This is a genomic window from Blautia sp. HCN-1074, from assembly GCF_037890165.1.
Classification (GTDB): Bacteria; Bacillota; Clostridia; order Lachnospirales; family Lachnospiraceae; genus Blautia_A.
On record NZ_JBBKBP010000037.1, the window covers coordinates 1 to 17920 of the forward strand.

Annotated in this window: 15 protein-coding genes and 1 pseudogene; 14 read left to right on the top strand and 2 right to left on the bottom strand. The window is 46.9% G+C overall.

What is annotated here, in order from left to right:
- The 3 genes from WKT11_RS18920 to WKT11_RS18930 form a co-directional block, all read left to right on the top strand.
- Positions 1–851 (top strand): PDDEXK nuclease domain-containing protein (locus WKT11_RS18920; protein ID WP_340285594.1); only part of this gene is annotated, 851 nt, incomplete at its 5' end.
- 370 nt (positions 852–1221) lie between these two features.
- Positions 1222–1527, top strand: coding sequence for an autorepressor SdpR family transcription factor (locus tag WKT11_RS18925; RefSeq protein WP_207658827.1), 306 nt, complete (start codon positions 1222–1224; stop codon positions 1525–1527).
- The gene (locus WKT11_RS18930) at positions 1511–2539 is read left to right on the top strand and encodes an SdpI family protein (protein ID WP_117677577.1); all 1029 of its coding nucleotides are present in this window, start codon (positions 1511–1513) and stop codon (positions 2537–2539) included. The genes WKT11_RS18925 and WKT11_RS18930 overlap by 17 nt, the downstream gene beginning before the upstream one ends.
- Before the next feature lie 490 nt (positions 2540–3029).
- Here WKT11_RS18930 and WKT11_RS18935 read toward each other — a convergent pair whose 3' ends face one another.
- On the bottom strand, positions 3030–8951 hold the full coding sequence (locus WKT11_RS18935) for an InlB B-repeat-containing protein (RefSeq protein ID WP_340285596.1): 5922 nt from the start codon (positions 8949–8951) through the stop codon (positions 3030–3032).
- Positions 8948–9196, bottom strand: a complete 249-nt coding sequence (locus WKT11_RS18940; RefSeq protein WP_243101718.1) for a glycosyltransferase — start codon at positions 9194–9196, stop codon at positions 8948–8950. Before WKT11_RS18940 ends, WKT11_RS18935 begins: the two co-directional genes overlap by 4 nt.
- A 394-nt stretch (positions 9197–9590) precedes the next feature.
- On the opposite strand from WKT11_RS18940, the pseudogene WKT11_RS18945 reads away from it, so the two are divergent.
- From WKT11_RS18945 to WKT11_RS18995, 11 genes and pseudogenes are all read left to right on the top strand, one after another.
- A pseudogene (locus WKT11_RS18945) lies at positions 9591–10469 on the top strand (DUF4368 domain-containing protein); the annotation flags it as partial.
- Complete coding sequence (locus WKT11_RS18950; protein ID WP_019161271.1) at positions 10466–10810, top strand: TnpV protein; 345 nt, start codon at positions 10466–10468, stop codon at positions 10808–10810. The pseudogene WKT11_RS18945 and the gene WKT11_RS18950, both read left to right, overlap by 4 nt.
- A 165-nt stretch (positions 10811–10975) precedes the next feature.
- Positions 10976–11191, top strand: coding sequence for a helix-turn-helix transcriptional regulator (locus tag WKT11_RS18955; RefSeq protein ID WP_117677575.1), 216 nt, complete (start codon positions 10976–10978; stop codon positions 11189–11191).
- Positions 11178–11621: a hypothetical protein gene (locus WKT11_RS18960; RefSeq protein WP_055153924.1), complete on the top strand. Its 444-nt coding sequence runs from the start codon at positions 11178–11180 to the stop codon at positions 11619–11621. Before WKT11_RS18955 ends, WKT11_RS18960 begins: the two co-directional genes overlap by 14 nt.
- Before the next feature lie 241 nt (positions 11622–11862).
- A complete protein-coding gene (locus WKT11_RS18965; protein ID WP_118411714.1) occupies positions 11863–12087 on the top strand; it encodes a DUF3791 domain-containing protein in 225 nt (74 codons plus the stop codon).
- Complete coding sequence (locus WKT11_RS18970) at positions 12080–12397, top strand: DUF3990 domain-containing protein (protein ID WP_243098536.1); 318 nt, start codon at positions 12080–12082, stop codon at positions 12395–12397. Before WKT11_RS18965 ends, WKT11_RS18970 begins: the two co-directional genes overlap by 8 nt.
- Complete coding sequence (locus tag WKT11_RS18975) at positions 12398–12610, top strand: hypothetical protein (RefSeq protein ID WP_117677573.1); 213 nt, start codon at positions 12398–12400, stop codon at positions 12608–12610.
- A 213-nt stretch (positions 12611–12823) separates the two neighbouring features.
- Positions 12824–14161: a TrkH family potassium uptake protein gene (locus WKT11_RS18980; RefSeq protein WP_117677572.1), complete on the top strand. Its 1338-nt coding sequence runs from the start codon at positions 12824–12826 to the stop codon at positions 14159–14161.
- Positions 14162–14180: 19 nt separating this feature from the next.
- A complete protein-coding gene (locus tag WKT11_RS18985) occupies positions 14181–14828 on the top strand; it encodes a potassium channel family protein (protein ID WP_117677578.1) in 648 nt (215 codons plus the stop codon).
- Between the two features lie 73 nt (positions 14829–14901).
- Positions 14902–16467, top strand: a complete 1566-nt coding sequence (locus WKT11_RS18990; RefSeq protein WP_117677571.1) for an ATP-binding protein — start codon at positions 14902–14904, stop codon at positions 16465–16467.
- Positions 16460–17164: a response regulator gene (locus tag WKT11_RS18995; RefSeq protein ID WP_118411713.1), complete on the top strand. Its 705-nt coding sequence runs from the start codon at positions 16460–16462 to the stop codon at positions 17162–17164. The genes WKT11_RS18990 and WKT11_RS18995 overlap by 8 nt, the downstream gene beginning before the upstream one ends.
- Positions 17165–17920: the final 756 nt, after the last annotated feature.

The window sequence follows — 17920 nt, forward strand, 5'->3', positions numbered from 1 at the left end:
ACAGTATCGATTTAAACAGCTTAAAACTGCAACAGGTTGGTGCAGAAATTAGTGAAAATCAAAAACTGCACCAAGCTGGTGCAGAAATAGAATTTCCTGCAATCTTCGGATTTGTACCATGGAGACATCATGTGGAAATAGTAACAAAATGTAAAACAATAGAAGAAGCTTTATTTTATGTGAGAAAAACAATAGAAGAAAGCTGGAGCAGGAGTACACTTGTTGGTTGTATAAAAGCAAATTTATACCAATCATCAGGTAATGCACTTACTAATTTTGCGGAAAAACTTCCTGCCATACAAGGAAAACTTGCACAGGAAATCGTAAAAGATACTTATGATTTCAACTTTGTATTACTTTCCATAGGGCGTGATGAGGAAGAGTTGGAAGATGCATTAGAGCAGAATATTACACGCTTCTTGCTAGAACTTGGATCAGGATTTGCCTTTATAGGAAGACAGAAAGAGATTATTGTCGCTGGTAAAACAAGAAAAATAGATATGCTCTTTTATCATATTAAGCTTCGCTGTTATGTAGTTGTTGAACTTAAAGCAGTATCATTCGAACCAGAGTTTGCAGGAAAACTTAACTTTTATGTAAATGCGGTCAATGAGTTAATGAAATCAGGATCCGATAATCCAATAATTGGTCTTCTGATATGTAAAGATAAGGATCAGACAGAGGTTCAGTGGGCTTTTCAGGGAATAGAGACACCTATGGGAGTCGCAACTTACGATAATATACGCTTACAAGAAATAAAATCGCAGTTGCCATCGGAGGAAGCTATTCAGAAACGATTAGAACAGGCAGAAGAAGAATATATCTTAAAACTAAAAGAAAAGAATAAATAATCCAGTAAGGATTATCACATAAGCCATTTGGACTAACCATTCAGATGGCTATTTTTTTACCCTTTTGGGGTAATGGATGTAAAAAGAAGGTGAGAAAATAGAAAATCAAAAAGGTCGATGACAAGACTATGGTGATCTGCAAATTCCGGCTCATTGGTCGGAATATACACTGTTCACTCCGTTCACAGTAACGTAGCCCAAATTTCATTCCAGATTGCCTGCGGCAATGGGATTTTGGCTTGTATGTCTCGGGATAGTGATGTATGAACAGTAACGCGAAGGCTGCAAAAGTAATAAGCAGTAGGAGACTGTACTTGACATATGAAGGTTCTTATACTATATTATATTTAACAATTAGGTTAAATGTTAAATGAAAGGCTGTGATGAACTATTGGGATTACAGGATACACTGAAAGCACTGGCAGATCCAATACGACGTGAGATTTTAAATTTGTTAAAGGGCGGACGGCTTTCAGCAGGAGAGATATGTGAACATTTTTCGGTGACGGGGGCGTCCATATCCAGACATCTGGCAATATTAAAGGATGCTGAGCTGATCAGGAGCAGAAGGGAAGGAAAATTTATTTATTATGAACTAAATACTTCTGTATTGGAAGATGTTATGTTGTGGATCACAGATTTAAAGGGGGTATCGGATCATGAAGGAAATGATTAAAAAATATAAAGGTACATTGATCTGTTCTGTACTGGTAATGCTTGCAGGAATTTTGGTGGGTTTTACGATGGCGCAGAGCATATGGATAAACGTGTTTTTTGTAGTGACAGATTGTATACTGGTGACAATCATCTTTTATGACAACAGGAACAGACAGCAGAGCAGCAAGGTTATAGGGATGGTCATATGGATAATACCTGTTACCGCATTAATCTATAATGGTATGGCAAGACTGATCAGTATGGATGCGGATAGTGAGAATCTGTTTATGGCAGTAATTTACTTTGGAACAGGATTACTGTTTATGATCATAGGAAATTATTTGCCGAAGGTGAAACAGAATAACACCATAGGAATCAGGGTTGTATGGACACTGCAGGATGAAGAAAACTGGAGTGCAACTCATAGATTTAGTGGAAAATTATGGGTGGCATCAGGTGTCCTATGTATGCTTTGCGGCCTTTTTGGAGAAAGCATTGCTGCTTTGGTTTTGTATATTGTGAGCATTATGGCTGCTGCAATTGTCAGCATTCTTTATTCTTATCTTTTTTATAAGAAAAAAATGGCAGCCGGAGAAAAATTAAAAATCCAGTATAACAAGAAAACAATCGTGATATATGTAATCGTATCAGTTCTTGTCATAATATTTACTATATGGACTTTGTTCTGGGGGAGTATTGATATCAGTTTCCATGATAATGATTTTACTGTTGAGGCACAGGGATGGAGAGATTATACAGTGGATTATGAGCAGATTGACAGTATCTCATACAAAGAAAATTTATTTCAGAATGGGAATGATCGCAGAACAAATGGTATGGGAAACCTGAAGTATGGTATGGGGAATTTCAGAAATGATATTTATGGAGATTATATCCGCTACACCCATGCATCCTGCCACTCATATGTAGTTATGGATATAGGCGGAAAAATATTGGTGGTAAATGGCGCAGATGAATCAGAAACAAAGAAAATTTATGATACGCTCGTAGAGAAATGTCAGATGAATTAGTGTGTGTTTAATTATAAAAAAGACCTTTTTGTATGTATGGCTGGTGCTGTAAGAGTACAGTTACGATGCGTGACAGGGCTGCGCGGTCGCGGGAGCGTCCAGCTCTGTCATGGTGTGGCGCACTGCAAGCTGCTCCAGCGTCCTGCCAAGGTCCTTTTCGCCGGAAAACACGCTTGTCACGCGATAGAGGGTCTTGCCGATCCTGACCTCCTTATAAGAGGCGACCGGCTCTTTGGATGTTTTTGTTCGGTGTTGCGGTCGAATCCAAATGGAGAGCGGCGGGGAGCGGCAGCCCACGGCGAAGAAGTGCGGCGGCAAGCCGCATCAGCGACACCTCCCGTACTCTTTTGTCATAGACTGATTTCCTTTCTGCTCAAATCGGATAGAAATGGCGAAAGGCGGTTGTTCAAAAGAGCAACCGCCTTTCCTGACGAATGAAACCGAAAAGGGGCGCGGGGCTATTTGCCCGCACCCCTAAAGGTGAGCCTGTTTACTTTTCGATGATTTGCAGCCGCTTCGGGTCGATCCAGCCCATCAGACCGCCGGGAGCCTTGCCCTGCACCAGCTTATACTTCTCAATGAAGCGGTGGAGCATGGCGGCGATCTCAGCGCGGGTCGCCGTGCCCTGCGGGTCAAGCAGATTGCCGGATTTTCCCTTCACAAGGCCGCTGCCGACCGCCCATTGCATCGCCGTCTTTGCGTAATCCGTGATCTTGTCCGCGTCCTTGAACTTGTCCAGATCTCCCTTGACGGTCAGATCGTAGCCCTTGTAGTCTGCGTAGCGGTAGAAGATGGCTGCAAGCTGTTCGCGGGTGATGGGATCGTCCGGGCCAAACTTGTCTTTGCCGTAGCCCGCGAAAATGCCGTTCTCCGCCGTCCATGTGATCGCGTCAGCGTACCACTTTCCGGCCTCCACATCGGTAAAGCTGTTTTTGCCCTTCGGTACGGGGCTGCCCTCCATGCGCCAGAGAATGGTCGCCATCATGCCGCGCATCACCGTCCCATGCGGACTGAACAGGGTCTTGCTCGTACCGAGCATCAATCCGTTTTCGTAGACGAACATCACATCGCCGTAGAACCAGTCCTTTTCAGAAATATCGGTAAAGGGATTCACGTCTGTGCCCGGATTTTCGTCCACGCGCCAGCCTGCATACACGGTCATATCCTTCGTCAGATAAACACCGGAAACCTTGTTCGTCAGGCTGCGTTCGCTGTACCAGCCGATAAAGGCATGTCCACGCCAGGTCGGGACGTACTTTGTCAGGTCAATGTAGGTATTGTACGTTCCCTGCACGCTGGGAATATCACTGCCGCCGCCTGTTTCAAAGCGCAGCGTGTAGTAGGTGACGGGTGGATTGTAGCCGCCGCCACCGCCGCCGGTGTAGGTCCAGTGGGCGTAGACGGTGGCATTTGTATGGAATACGGTATCCGTCGTGATCTTTGTTCCGCCGCTCTTTTCGGTGTACCAGCCGTAGAAGCTGTAACTGCCGCTTCGGGAGGCGCTGGGCAGAGAGGTCAGCTTCCGATCGGTGGTGGTCATGCTGCCGACAGAGGGCGTACCGCCGTTGCCGTCAAAGGTGACGATGAACTCGGTGGGCGCAGGAGGTGCGTCCTCCTCGAAGATGGCCTTGATCTCCACATTGGTGTCCGGCATGATGAACTTATTGTCCTTGATGGTCATGCCGCCGCTCATGACCTGCCACTCCTTGAAGTGGTAGCCGATTTGGGGCGTAGCGGTCAGGGTGATTTCCGTGCCGGCCGCAGCCTTTGCATGAGAGGCGGAAGCCGTGCCGTTTTCATCCGTTTTCACGGTGATGGTGAACTCGGTGGGAGCAGGAGGTGCGTCCTCCTCGAAGATGGCCTTGATCTCCACATTGGTGTCCGGCATGATGAACTTATTGTCCTTGATGGTCATGCCGCCGCTCATGACCTGCCACTCCTTGAAGTGGTAGCCGGTGTTGGGCGTAGCGGTCAGGATGATCTCTGTGCCGACAATAGCTTTTGCATAAGAGGCGGAAGCTGTGCCGTTTCCGTCCGTTTTCACGGTGATGGTGAACTCGGTGGGAGCAGGAGATGCGTCCTTCTCAAAAATTGCTTTGATCTCCACGTTGTCGTTCGGCATGAGGAACTTGTCGTCTTTGATGGTCACGCCGCCGTTGATGACCTCCCACTCCTTGAAGTGGTAGCCGGTGTTGGGCGTAGCGGTCAGGGTGATTTCCGTGCCGGCCGCAGCCTTTGCATGAGAGGCGGAAGCCGTGCCGTTTCCGTCATTACTGACGGTGACGGTGTAGGTGGTGGGGGTAATAACGCTGTTTTCCCACAGCGCCTTGATTTCGGTATCCACGAGCACGGTGTAGGAATCTCCCACCTTGTACTCCGTGCCGCCGATTTCCCAAGCCTTGAACTCCTGATCGGCGGGAGCAGTGAAGCCGCAGGCGGGCAGGATGTAAATTGTCCCTGCATTGACGGTCACGGAATCCATGCTGCCGCTGCCGCCGCTTGCGTTGAAGGTGATCGTACAATCCGCAAGCGGCGTACCCTCACCCACTGTGACCTCCGCATCGGGGCTGGCAAAGTGGTTGTGATCCCCCGCATAGCGGACGAAATAATTGCCGGCAGGCAGGTTTTCAATCTCGATACCGGTGCAGGTGGTGTAGATAGTCTCGCTCTCCGCACGGTATTCCATCGTTGCATCCACGCCGGTGATCTTGCCGTCGCTGCCGCCCTCGGTAGTGGGCGCGACACCGATCAAGCCGTTAGGCGCTTCCTGCGTGGCTTTGCCGATGCTCCACGCTGCGGTCACGGCCCCAGTGCTGCCGTCCGCCCATCTGCCGGTCTTGGATGTGACGCGAACGGTGTAATCGCCTGCGTCTGTGGCGGTGTTGCCTGCGATGTCCATTGTGGCGGGATTATAACCGCTCACGGTTGCGGTATGCTCGGAGCCATTGTAGGTGTAGGCTCCGGTGACGCTGATGTTGGGCTTGCCGGGATCGGTGGGTGCAGGCGGCGCGTCCTTCTCGAAGACAGCATTGACCTCCACATTGCTGTCCGGCATGAGGAACTTATTGTTCTCGATGGCCACGCCGCCGCTGATGACTTGCCACTCCTTGAAGTGGTAGCCCTTTTTGGGCATGGCGGTCAGGGTAATCTCCGTACCAGCCACGGCCAATAAGGGAGATGCGAAAGCTATTCCGTTGCCGTCTGTTTTCACGGTGACGGTATGCTTGGTGGGTGCAAAAGGTGAATCCTCCTCGAAGATAGCTTTGATCGCCACATTGCTGTCCGGCATGGTGAACTTGTTGTTGGTGATTACAAGTCCTGCCAGAGATTCGACCTGCCACTCCTTGAAGTGATAGCCGGTGTTTGGCGTGGCAGTCAGGGTGATTTCTGTTCCGGCTGTCGCCGAGGTGGAGCTTGCAGAAGCCGTTCCGCCGCCCGCTGTGGTGACGGTGATGGTGTGCTCGGCGGTGGGGGCGTTGGTTATCGTAATAGACAGTTCCTTCTTATCGTTGCCCACGCTGTTGAGAGCTCGAACGGTAAATTGGGCGGTCTGTTCCGCAGTGGGCGTGCCGCTGATCTCGCCGGTGGTTTGTTTCAGCGTCAAGCCATCGGGTAGCTCGCCACTGAAAAGCTCCCACAGAATGAAGCCTCCCCCGGTTGCCTGAAGCTGATGGTGGTACGGCGAGCCGACCGTGCCGCCGGGCAGCGTCGTGGTAGTAATCGCCGGCGCATCCTCCGGACCTAGGAGCTTCACCCGGATCGCGGCTGTTACCGCAGGCTCCGGCTGCTGATACTTGTGCTCGTCGTTAGCGTCGAATACCAGCGTACCGGGGATGGTTTGCCAAGCCGTGGACTGCGCGTCATAGGACGATTCCTCCCACGAAACCTCCATGCCAACCCTGAGCCCGTCGATAGCCTCGACGACCACAATTTCTGGCAGGTTAAGCCCTGCAAAGGTCGTGCCGAGTTTTTTCTCCGTAATGGGATCCGGCTCCTCGCAACGCTTGAAGGTATTTTTGATGACGTTGACCTTGATCGTGGTCTCCGCCGTCCTGTAGCCGTGCTGGTCAGTCGGCGTGAATACCACCGTCACAACGTTCTCGCCCAGCTCGTCAAACCATCTGGGCGTACCCTCCTTGAAGGAGAACGTGCCGGGGACGACGGTATCCGTTCCCTTGACCTTTGCCATGCCGTCCACAAGATCGGCGGTTTCCCCGCCTGTGGCTCCCATCTGGAAGCTCCTGTCGACGAACATGGTATTGTCGGGCTGCGCAAAATCGCCGTTCCTCCACCGGAATACGGGCGGCTGCGTTATCTCCGTCTCGGCCGGGTCTGCCTGCAGCGTGACCTTGATTACTCCTCTGAGGTCGGCGCCCTCGGGTACGATGTAATACTTCTCAAATTCGGCGCGGTTGACCTCGCCGTAGATGGTCTGCTCCTCATAAGAATTGGGGTCGTAGTTTGAATCGTCCCACTTGATGATGCCGGGCACATTGCCGTTCAGCCCGCTTCCCTCGTGGTTTGGTTCATCGGCCTCCGCGAAGAAATAGAACGCGTTCGGCAGACCGAGATCCTCAAAGGCTGTTCCAATCTTTTTATTGTCAATATACGATGTATTGGCTTGCCTGAATTTGCGGGGAATGACGTCCACGTTGACGGTACATTCCGCCGTGGTGTACTTCTGCAGGTCATCGGGTGTGAAGGTGACCTTGAGCGCTAGCGGTCCCACCTGAACAAGCCCGCCATCTCTCCGCCAGTAGCCGTATAATTCCTGCTCCTCGTTCAGAGTGAACACGCCGGGAACCGTTTCGCCATCTGCCGTGGCTTTTCCGCCGGAAAGATACTCGTCGGAAAAGGCGAGCTGGCAAAAATCGCCGCTGTATATCTGCCTGGAGTAGGTGGGCGGATCCAGCGTTGGCACAATGGGCTCGTCGCCAATGAGCGTGATTCTGGCAATGGCCTTGACCGTGCTTGTCGGCTCCAGCTCATTCTCGTAGAAGCTCCCTTCAACATCCAGCTGGCCGGTAATGATTTGCTCGCCATATTTGTTCGGGTCATAGGAGGAGCCGTCCCATGTCACGGGGATGGAATAGAAGATATCGCCGGTGTTGGTTTTTACATCGACGTCGAAAGGAAGCCACAGATCCTCAAACGTCGTACCCAACGGCATGTTGTTGATGACTTTCTCTATGACACTTGTGATCGTGTACTTAAGCCCCGTCACGGTGACGATACATTCCGCCGTGGCGTATGTCTCCGTATCGTCGGGGGTAAAGAGGATTTCCATGCGGTTTTCGCCCGGGTCTACTACGCCGCCCCAATTGTGCTTGAAGCGGAACGAGCCGGGAACAACGATGTCCGTCCCCTGGGCCTTTGCTTCGCCGCCTTTGAGATCTCCATCAAGGTACCACTCGCCGACGTACCCCTTAGAGGGCAGCGTGGGCGGGGTGGTGATGACCGTTTTGGTGAGCTGCAAAAGTTCTCCGTAGGCCGTATGACAGGTTTCGCAAATGGCCTTCTCCGTGCTGGTGGCCTTGCCGCCGGAGCAGTTGCCTGTTTCGGTGTGGCTGCTGTCCGTGATGCAGGTGCGTGTGTGCGTTCCGTTGCCGTTGGAGGTCCATTCGCCCCAGCTATGATTGTGCACCTCCCATATGGCATAGATGGTTGTGCTCATATCATACCCATGTACTACCAGGCAACTGGTATAACCGCCGTTTCCGCCATATATCGGCTTACCAGTCCGAGAATTCGCCCAACCCATGAAGGTATATCCGTCACGGGTTGGAATTATTTCTGATATGGGAACCCATACATGAAATTCCGAACTGTCCACGCTCTGACTTGGCGGCGCGCCGCTGCCGCCGTTGGCATCGTAATGCAGCGTATAGGTGTATTGGGTGGCAGCGGGACGGGCTGCCCCGAGCAGAGGCATTGGCGTTTTTCCGTCCTTGGAATCGCAAATCTCACATAAATAGGTGCAGGGCTTCCCCATGGAAGCCGGTGCATAGCCGCAATCCTTGTCATGCGCGTGCTTGCAGTCTGATGTTTGAAGGATACAGCCGCTTTCCTCGGTGCACGCGTGAACGCATTCCGTCGGTGCTGCGTTCTCTGCCTCCGATAAGCCGTCGGCATTCTCCGACACGCTTTCCGCCGTGTAGCATTCCGCCGTATGCGCATGGACGCACCGGGTTATTAGACTATGACATTCCTCCGTGTGTTCATGGGAACAGGGAATTTCCGCTGTCCCTTCGGTATAGCCGCAGGCCTCGTCATGCTCCGGGTGGTGTTCGCACAGACCGCCCGGGTTCGATGCACGTGCGCCGGTCTCTACCTCCGCCGCAAACGCGGTCGCCGGCAGCAGCGTCAGCACCATGCAGCAGACGAGCAGTATGCTGAGTATTCGTTTCTTCATTGGCTTTTCTCCTCCTGTTCGTATCGGGCGGGCTTGTTTGTCCCGCCTTTTTTCTGATTTTTCCTGTTTCTGAGCCGAATGCACAGCGCGGTGATCGCCGCCGCCGCGGCAAAGGAGACGACGGCCACCAGCACATAGCCGCCTGCGTCCTCCCGCAGCAGCCTCGTGCCGAACACGCCCCATGCGGCGGTCTGTCCCCGCACTATAAGTGCGTCCGCCGCCCCGGCAAGTGCCGTGAATAACATCAGGCAGAAAGCGGAGAGGCTTATTGCCTCGCGCCGCTGCCTCCGGCGGGTGTTTTCCCGCACCCGCTGCTTGACGAGTGCGACCCGTCTTGCAGGTATCGTACATATCGTTTGCCCCCCTTTCCGGTTTGTCTGGAATTGTGATAAAAACCCTTTCACTTATATAGGTACAAAAAATCGAAAAAACTCTCACCCAAAACGAAAAATTTTTCAAAAAATTTGAGAGCCGCCAAAAAGCAGCTCTCAGGGAGTAGATATTCGGTTATTCCCTCTGCGATAAGCGGAAAGCAGACAACCTTCCCACCGCCACCGGCAGGGCATAGGCGATATATTGCGCCGCGCCGCCATAGGCGATGAGCAGATTATAGATGGCGTGGAGGGTGATGGCCGCGCCCAGCAGACCTTTGACCTTGTGCAGAAAATCCGTGGGAATGTCAGACGCTACCCGGACGGCTGGGGCGAAGCAGCTCCCCTCACGGGCTTGCTCTATTGCGCCGATTGCGGCGGCAAGATGTATGTCCACCGCACCAACAACGGCAAGCGCATTTCTCAATACACCTGCTCACAGTACATCAAAGTTCCTTGCGGAACGCTCTGCAAGACCCAGCACCGTATCAATGAAGATGTGGTACTGTCCCTTGTTTCCGAAATGCTCAAAGCCATTGCCGAGTATGCAAAGTATGACCGAGCCGAGTTTGTCCGAGTGGTACAGGAAGTGCAGTCCAGCCAGCAGCCAACAGAGGTTAAGAAACAGCGCACACGCCTTGCTGCCGCCAGACAGAGGGCTTCCGGGCTGGAAGTCCTGCTCTGTAAAATCTATGAGGACAACATTTTAGGAAAGCTGTCCGACAGCAGATACGCCACTCTGGACGTTCAATACGCAAAGGAGCAAGCCGAGCTTACCGCTGAAATCTCTGCTCTGGAAAAGGCTATCAAGAGCTATGAAACGCACGAAAAGGACGCTGACCGTTTTATCGCTCTGATTGATAAGTATGAGAACTTCGACAAGCTGACCATTGCCATGCTCAACGAGTTTGTCGAGAAAATTCTTGTGCATGAGCGCGACCGCAAGGGCAGGCTTCATCAGAACTACTTGAAGCGTAAAGCCAGCGGAGCGCAGAAGCGATACGAGGACAAAATCAAGGAGAGGAAAAAGGCGGAAATCGAAGCCGAGAAAGCCAGCATTCGTGCAGAGGACATTGCAAAGGGCGTGTTCGTCCCTGTCAGCAGTTTACCGCAGAGAGAGCCGATGAAAGGAGTACAAACAGCATGAATATCGCTTACACACAGAACGGTGATTATCTTATCTCGAACATCGTTATCCGCAAGACCAAGCCCCTCGGACACTACGGCAGACTCCGCAAGGCGTATCTGGAAATGCACCGCCCGATACTGTTCAATGAGCGGGTACTATCCGACAAGCTCTTTGAACATTGCGCCAAGATTGACGAAGCGGCACGAAACCGCATGGAGCTGATCGTGCCGGAGCTGGCGAAGCGCAACGGCGTGACAGAGCAACTGAAAGCTGAAAATCAAATGGAATGGGTGCGGCAGATGAACGCTTGCAAGGCACAGGCAGAGGAGATTGTGAAGTTTGAGCTGATTTATGACTGATACTGAGAGCGCCCGGACGAAAAATGTTTGGGTGCTCTTACTGTATGAATAAATTGCAATTTTCCCATGATAAAGAAGTAAATGTTGTAAAGGAAACTTGACAAGAGATGCGTGTCATGCTATAGTAAGTTTGTAAAGGAAACTTGTCATACAAGGAGGCGTTTTTTGAAGAATAAAGTTGAGCAGTTACGAAAGGAGCGAGGATTAAATCAAGATGATTTTGCAAAAATGCTTGGTGTTTCAAGACAAACCATTAGTTCAATCGAAACAGGAAAGTATAATCCATCATTGGAATTAGCTTTTGCAATTTCAGACTTTTTTGGCAAACGGATTGAAGAAATCTTTTTCTATGAAAGAGGTGCAGAAAATGAAAAAGAGTAATTTGATAACCGGGATACTATATGTTCTTTTCGGTGTGGCTTGTTTGATTGTTGCGCTGTTGATTGAAACAAAGTTAGAGGGCATTTTATGGGGCTTTGCTGGCGCAGGTATCTTCCCCGGAATTATGATGATATGCAAATATTTTTATTGGAGTTCCCCCGAAAATAAAGAGCGATACGAAGAGCGTTTGGAGAACGAACGAATTGAACAGCATGACGAGTTGAAAACAAAAATCAGAGATAGAGCCGGAAGATATACTTACAGCTTAGGACTGCTGGTTGTTTGTTTCTCCATTTTGGTTTTCGGTATTCTCGGAGCATTGGAAGTCATTGATAATGCTCGCATGATTGTACTCTATCTTAGCGGATATTTACTGTTTCAAGTTATCGCAGGAATTGTCATTTTTAATAAGCTGATGAAAAAGTATTAAGGAAAAATCCCTTTAGGAACTAAAGGGCGCACTTCTATACAGGCAATTCCATCTACCTGTATCGTGCGACCTGCGGTGCCATTCCCAGTTTTGAAAAATCTCAAAATGGGAAATACAGCGAAATCAGAGGTTTCGTACAAGGGGCTATTTCCCCTTGCGGCACAGGTGCCTATCCCAATAAAGTTTGTAACTGAATATTTCAGATACAGACATATAAAGTTATAAATTTGGAGGATTCATAATGGGTGAGAAAACAGAGATTACTTTCATGCAAACAAGATTAATCCGGCTTGCTTCAGAAGAGTGGCATTTACCTGTTGAACAGATTATCCACTTGTTTAAAGAAGCCGATGTTCTTGGATATATAGAAAAATGTTATGGGATTTTTCATTGTGAAGGCGATGAAGCTGTGTTTGAAGATATTACTGAATTTTTGCAAAGAAAGGGAATAGAGATTAGTGCTTGAGTTAAAAGATGACTTTGTTCTCTATCATGGAAGTTATTGTGAAGTAAAAAAGCCAGATCTTGCCAAATGTGCAAAGAGAAAAGATTTTGGGCAGGGATTCTATTTAACTACATCCAAGGAGCAGGCAGAAAGTTTTCTGAGAACCTCAATAGCCAAAGCAATTGCAATAGGAACAATTGAAGAGGGACAGAAGTTCGGATATATTTCGACTTTTGAATTCAAATTTTCAGGAAATCTTGAAACGCTTATTTTTGAAAATGCAGATGTAGACTGGTTACATTGCATTGCAGCTCATCGAAAGAAAAAATGAATGAATTATACAATAGATCTTCTTATCACTATGGTGACGGATGAGATTGCAGAAGAAACGGGCAAGGACAGGAAAGAGACATTGACAGATTTTCTTTGTTCAAAGACAGGAAAAGCACTGTATGATGAAAAAACAAAGCTGTGGTGCAATGGTCCGGCATATATAGCTGAATTGTATAGGGAAGAGTTAAAGAAATCCGGATATCAGATTTGAGATGAATGTATATCCGTCTGTCTTTGTTGAGAAATCAATAGTTATAAGATTATAGTATATGCTGATACGCTATTTGTAAAAGTGCTGACTGTCTTTATACAATCTTAATACGGAATCATAGACTTTTATACTATCTTTGAAAGCAATTGTATATAATAAAACGCATTATGAAGATATTGCTATAGAATCATTAGTAAGGAGTTATAATCATTTATGCCGGAAAAAATGTGTAAGAAAAAACACCTGACGTCTTTTCAACTGATCATTCTGGGATTTGCAGGTGTGATCCTTTTGGGAAGCATTCTGCTGATGCTTCCGGTTTCCTCTTTGGAGAAAATGCCGACGCCATTTCATGAGGCACTTTTTACAGCCACTTCGGCAGTATGCGTTACAGGACTTGTAGTAAAGGACAGCGGAAGTTACTGGTCTGTGTTCGGACAGACGGTTATTCTTGTGCTTATACAAATAGGTGGACTTGGAGTAGTAACCGTAGCGGCAGCGGTTTCGCTTCTTTCAGGGAAAAAAATATCTCTCATGCAAAGAAGTACAATGCAGGATGCAATTTCAGCACCTAAAGTTGGAGGAATCGTCAGACTGACAAGGTTCATTTTAAAGGGGACTCTTTTGATTGAAGCAGCAGGGGCTATGTTACTGCTGCCGGTTTTTTTGATGGATTATGGCTTAAAGGGAATCTGGATGGCAGCCTTTCATTCTGTTTCTGCTTTTTGTAATGCAGGATTTGACATTCTGGGAACAGCAGATAATGCCTTTCCGTCTTTGACAGGGTATTCTGGAAATGCCCTTATAAATGTAGTAATCATGCTGCTGATCATCACAGGGGGAATCGGTTTTCTCACCTGGGATGATATTTATAGGAATAAAATGAATTTTAAACGTTACCGCATGCAAAGCAAGATTATTCTCATGACTACTGTATGTCTGATTGTTTTTCCGGCAGTTTTTTTCTTTGCCTGTGATCTGAAAAACCTGCCTGTGGGAGAACGTCTGTTAGCTGCCATGTTTCAATCGGTAACTACAAGAACTGCCGGCTTTAATACCATAGACATTTCAGCGATGAGTGAGGCATCAAAAGCGGTTATGATACTATTAATGCTGATTGGTGGTTCGCCGGGTTCTACAGCAGGAGGAATGAAAACAACCACTTTCACGGTACTGATACTGAATGCAATTGCAACGTTTCGCAGTCAGGAAAATGCAGGGGCTTTTGGACGAAGACTGGAATATCATGTGATAAAAAATGCAGCCACAATAGCTATGCTCTATTTTACCTTATTCTTTTGCGGAGGTGTTGCAATCAGCGTATACGAAGATCTTCCACTTTTGGATTGTCTGTATGAAGCAGCTTCAGCTGTGGGTACGGTAGGTCTGACCTTGGGAGTCACACCGGGACTTCATGTTTTTTCACAAGTTGTGCTGATCATACTGATGTATCTGGGACGTGTAGGCGGCCTGACCCTGATTTATGCAGTATTCTCAGGAAGAAACAAGGGAAATGCAAAGCTTCCTCTGGAGAAAATTACAGTTGGATGAGAAGGAGAAAAGTAATATTATGAAGAATGTATTAATTATTGGACTTGGAAGATTTGGAAAACATATTGCCATGCAGCTGAATCAGCTTGGACATGAAATTATGGCAGTCGACTGGAAGGAAGAAAGGGTGGACAAAGTGCTTCCGTTTGTGACTAACGCCCAGATTGGGGACAGTACTAATGAGGAATTTTTACAATCTCTTGGGATTGGAAACTACGATATCTGTTTCGTGACTATTGGAGGAAGCTTTCAGAATTCTCTTGAGACAACTTCCCTTCTGAAAGAACTGGGAGCAAAACTGGTGATATCCAGAGCTGAACGTGATGTTCAGGAAAAATTTCTTTTACGCAATGGTGCAGATAAGGTGGTTTATCCGGAAAAGCAGGTTGCAAAATGGGCATCTATCCGTTATACAGATGATCATATCCTTGATTATATGGAGGTGGATGCTTCCCATGCGATTTTTGAGGTAGAAGTGCCGGAGGAATGGATTGGAAAAACTGTAGGCGGACTGGATATCAGAAAGCGTTACAATATTAATATTCTGGCGGTAAAAAATGAAGGAGAATTTAATATTGCAATTTCTCCGGATACATATTTGGAAGAGAATAGTAAATTGCTGGTGCTGGGAGAATACAGAGCCCTTCAGAAGTGCTTCCGCATATAGCTAAAAAAGACTTTTGACCACAACACAGCCCCATGATATAATTTTCAAAACAGTAAAAAAGGTGGGGGACAGGATGAGTTTAAAAAATGCGAATCATCAGAAACGGTCATTCACATGGTATATGGAAAAACCGTCTGCAAAGGATTATTTTCTGACGGTATTTATATTTGCGGTATGCACTTTAATTGGTCTGTTATTTCAGAAACTGAATTTTACGGATACGAATATTGTAACCATATATATTCTGGGGGTTTTGCTTACTTCGATTGTGACAGATGGCTATCTTTGCAGCGTGGCAGGCTCTTTCTTAAGTGTATTTTTATTTTGTTTTTTTCTGACAGAACCAGGGATGTCTTTCAAAACCTATGCGGTGGGTTATCCGGTGACATTTTTCATAATGCTTATTTCATCCGTACTTACGGGAGCGCTTGCAGCAAAGCTGAAAACACATGCAAAGCTGTCTGCACAGCTTGCCTTTCGTACACAGATTCTGTTTGATACAGACCGTCTGCTGCAAAAGGCAAAAGGAGAAACAGAGATTCTTGATGTTACCTGTACACAGCTTCTCCGTCTGTTAAACCGCAATATTACAGCATATGTAGTAGAAAACGGAGTTTTATCAGAGGGAAAGCTTTTTTTCGGGGAAAAAGGGGACACAGAAGATTTTCTGATACCGGAAGAGCAGCAGATAGCCAGATGGGTCTGTGAAAACAGGCAGCATGCCGGTGCGTCCACACACCATTTTCCTCAGGCTAAATGTTTATATCTGGCAATCCGGAGTGGGGATAATGTTTATGGTGTGATCGGGATACCATTGCAAAAAGAAACACTGGACTCTTTTGAATACAGCATCCTGTTGTCTGTAATAAATGAATGTGCGCTTGCAATGGAAAATGCGAAAAATGCATTGGAAAAAGAAAAAAATGCAGTTATGGCCAAAAATGAACAGCTGCGAGCAGATCTTCTTCGGGCGATTTCGCATGATCTTCGTACGCCGCTTTGCTCCATTTCCGGAAATGCAGATATGCTGCTTGGTAATAGTGACCGTCTGGACGAAGCTACAAAACATCAGATTTATAGCGATATCTATGATGATTCTGAATGGCTGATCGGAGTTGTGGAGAATCTGCTTTCCATTACCAGACTGAATGACGGAAGACTGAAATTTAAATTTACAGACCAGCTTCTGGATGAGGTGATTGCAGAATCCCTGCGGCATATCAGTCGGAAACATGATGATTATAAAATTGTGACAGACTGCGAAGAACTTGTTCTTGCACGTATGGATGTACGTCTTATTATGCAGGTTCTGGTAAATTTAATTGATAATGCAATAAAATATACACCGCCGGGTTCTGTGATCTGTATTCGGGGAACTAAAACAGATGGGAAAGCGCAGATAAGTGTGGAAGATAATGGCCCGGGAATTCCGGAAGAAATGAAGTCGCATATTTTTGAGATGTTTTATACAGGGAAAACAACAGTTGCGGATAGTCAACGAAGTCTGGGACTTGGACTGGCTCTTTGCCACTCTATTATAGAAGCACATGAAGGAACCCTGGTTCTGACAGATCATAATCCTCATGGATGCAATTTTACTTTTACTTTACCCTTAAGCGAGGTGACATTAAATGAATAAAACATTAATTCTGGTGGTTGAGGATGACAGACCCATACGCAATCTGATTATTACTACATTAAAAACACATGACTATAAATATCTGGCTGCAGAAAACGGATCTTCAGCTATTCTGGAAGCTTCGTCCCACAATCCGAATATTGTTCTTCTGGATCTGGGGCTTCCTGATATGGAAGGGGTAGAAGTGATTAAAAAAATCCGTACCTGGTCGAACATGCCGATTATCGTGATCAGCGCCAGAAGTGAGGACACAGATAAAATAGAGGCACTGGATGCAGGAGCAGATGATTATATTACGAAACCGTTCTCTGTTGAGGAATTACTTGCGCGTATCCGTGTCACCCAGAGGAGACTTGCGGTTATGCAGACCGGGGAACAGATAGAAAGCTCTGTTTTTGAGAATGGTGGATTAAAGATAGACTATACAGCAGGCTGCACATATCTGAAGGGAGAAGAATTGCATCTGACACCTATAGAATATAAGCTGCTCTGTCTTTTGTCCCGCAATGTGGGAAAGGTATTGACACATACCTATATTACCCAGCAGATTTGGGGACGATGTTCGGATAATGATGTTGCTTCTCTCAGAGTTTTTATGGCAACATTGCGGAAAAAACTGGAGCCTGAGAAAAATGGAGTACAATACATCCAGACACATATTGGCATTGGGTATCGCATGCTTAGGATAGAAAAGTAAAAAGTTGGATACGGAGTATGTCACAGAGGATATCGCCCAATCATCTGATTGTTTGCTTTTTTCTGTTATACAAAAATCCAAGACTGCGTGTGGCAATTGACAACGCATTATCACAAACTCCCGAGCAATTCCGCAATACGGTTTTTGGTATATGAAAAAATATATTGAGCATATTGCAAATAAAAACTGCATATGATATAATGCCAATAGGCAAAGAACGAAATAAATATCTAATACAGGCGAAAGCCCCCGGTACTGCAATACCGAGGGCCTTCTTTGTGTGCTTTTACGGTACACGAACCGAGGCTAGTTGCTGTTATTTATTCCTGTCTAACCATTTGCAGATATAGTGGCAGGCTATACCAGCCATGACAGAAATTAAGAACGAAATAAATATATCTAACACAAGCATCCCTCTTTTCTGTTGCCAGATTGAGGGCAGCAACATATTAAATATATCATAGAACGTTGTGTACAAAAAGCAGAAATTAGAATATGTCAATATGCCGCAGAAAGAGGGTATTTTTTGAGGAATAGAAAATGTTCTCTTTTTTTATACGCTGAACAATCACAAAATTGAGATTCTTTTCTTTTTTTCATACCTGGGAAAAGTCGGTGGTAGAATATTGAATGACCGCGCGTCGCATTCTCGTTACTTCAGTGATGAGTTAGACGCGCAACTTTTTTTGTTAAAAAAGAACATATGTTTACAAAATAAGATATCTATGGTACAATTTGTTCATAGCACAAAATAAA

Excerpts from the sequence above, each read along its gene's own strand:
- WKT11_RS18980 (WP_117677572.1), top strand. The coding sequence starts at position 12,824 with ATGCCGGAAAAAATGTGTAAGAAAAAACACCTGACGTCTTTTCAACTG.
- WKT11_RS18925 (WP_207658827.1), top strand. The coding sequence starts at position 1,222 with ATGAAAGGCTGTGATGAACTATTGGGATTACAGGATACACTGAAAGCA.
- WKT11_RS18975 (WP_117677573.1), top strand. The coding sequence starts at position 12,398 with ATGAATTATACAATAGATCTTCTTATCACTATGGTGACGGATGAGATT.
- WKT11_RS18965 (WP_118411714.1), top strand. The coding sequence starts at position 11,863 with ATGGGTGAGAAAACAGAGATTACTTTCATGCAAACAAGATTAATCCGG.
- WKT11_RS18930 (WP_117677577.1), top strand. The coding sequence starts at position 1,511 with ATGAAGGAAATGATTAAAAAATATAAAGGTACATTGATCTGTTCTGTA.
- WKT11_RS18990 (WP_117677571.1), top strand. The coding sequence starts at position 14,902 with ATGAGTTTAAAAAATGCGAATCATCAGAAACGGTCATTCACATGGTAT.
- WKT11_RS18960 (WP_055153924.1), top strand. The coding sequence starts at position 11,178 with ATGAAAAAGAGTAATTTGATAACCGGGATACTATATGTTCTTTTCGGT.
- WKT11_RS18935 (WP_340285596.1), bottom strand. The coding sequence starts at position 8,951 with ATGAAGAAACGAATACTCAGCATACTGCTCGTCTGCTGCATGGTGCTG.
- WKT11_RS18950 (WP_019161271.1), top strand. The coding sequence starts at position 10,466 with ATGAATATCGCTTACACACAGAACGGTGATTATCTTATCTCGAACATC.
- WKT11_RS18940 (WP_243101718.1), bottom strand. The coding sequence starts at position 9,196 with ATGTTATTCACGGCACTTGCCGGGGCGGCGGACGCACTTATAGTGCGG.
- WKT11_RS18995 (WP_118411713.1), top strand. The coding sequence starts at position 16,460 with ATGAATAAAACATTAATTCTGGTGGTTGAGGATGACAGACCCATACGC.
- WKT11_RS18985 (WP_117677578.1), top strand. The coding sequence starts at position 14,181 with ATGAAGAATGTATTAATTATTGGACTTGGAAGATTTGGAAAACATATT.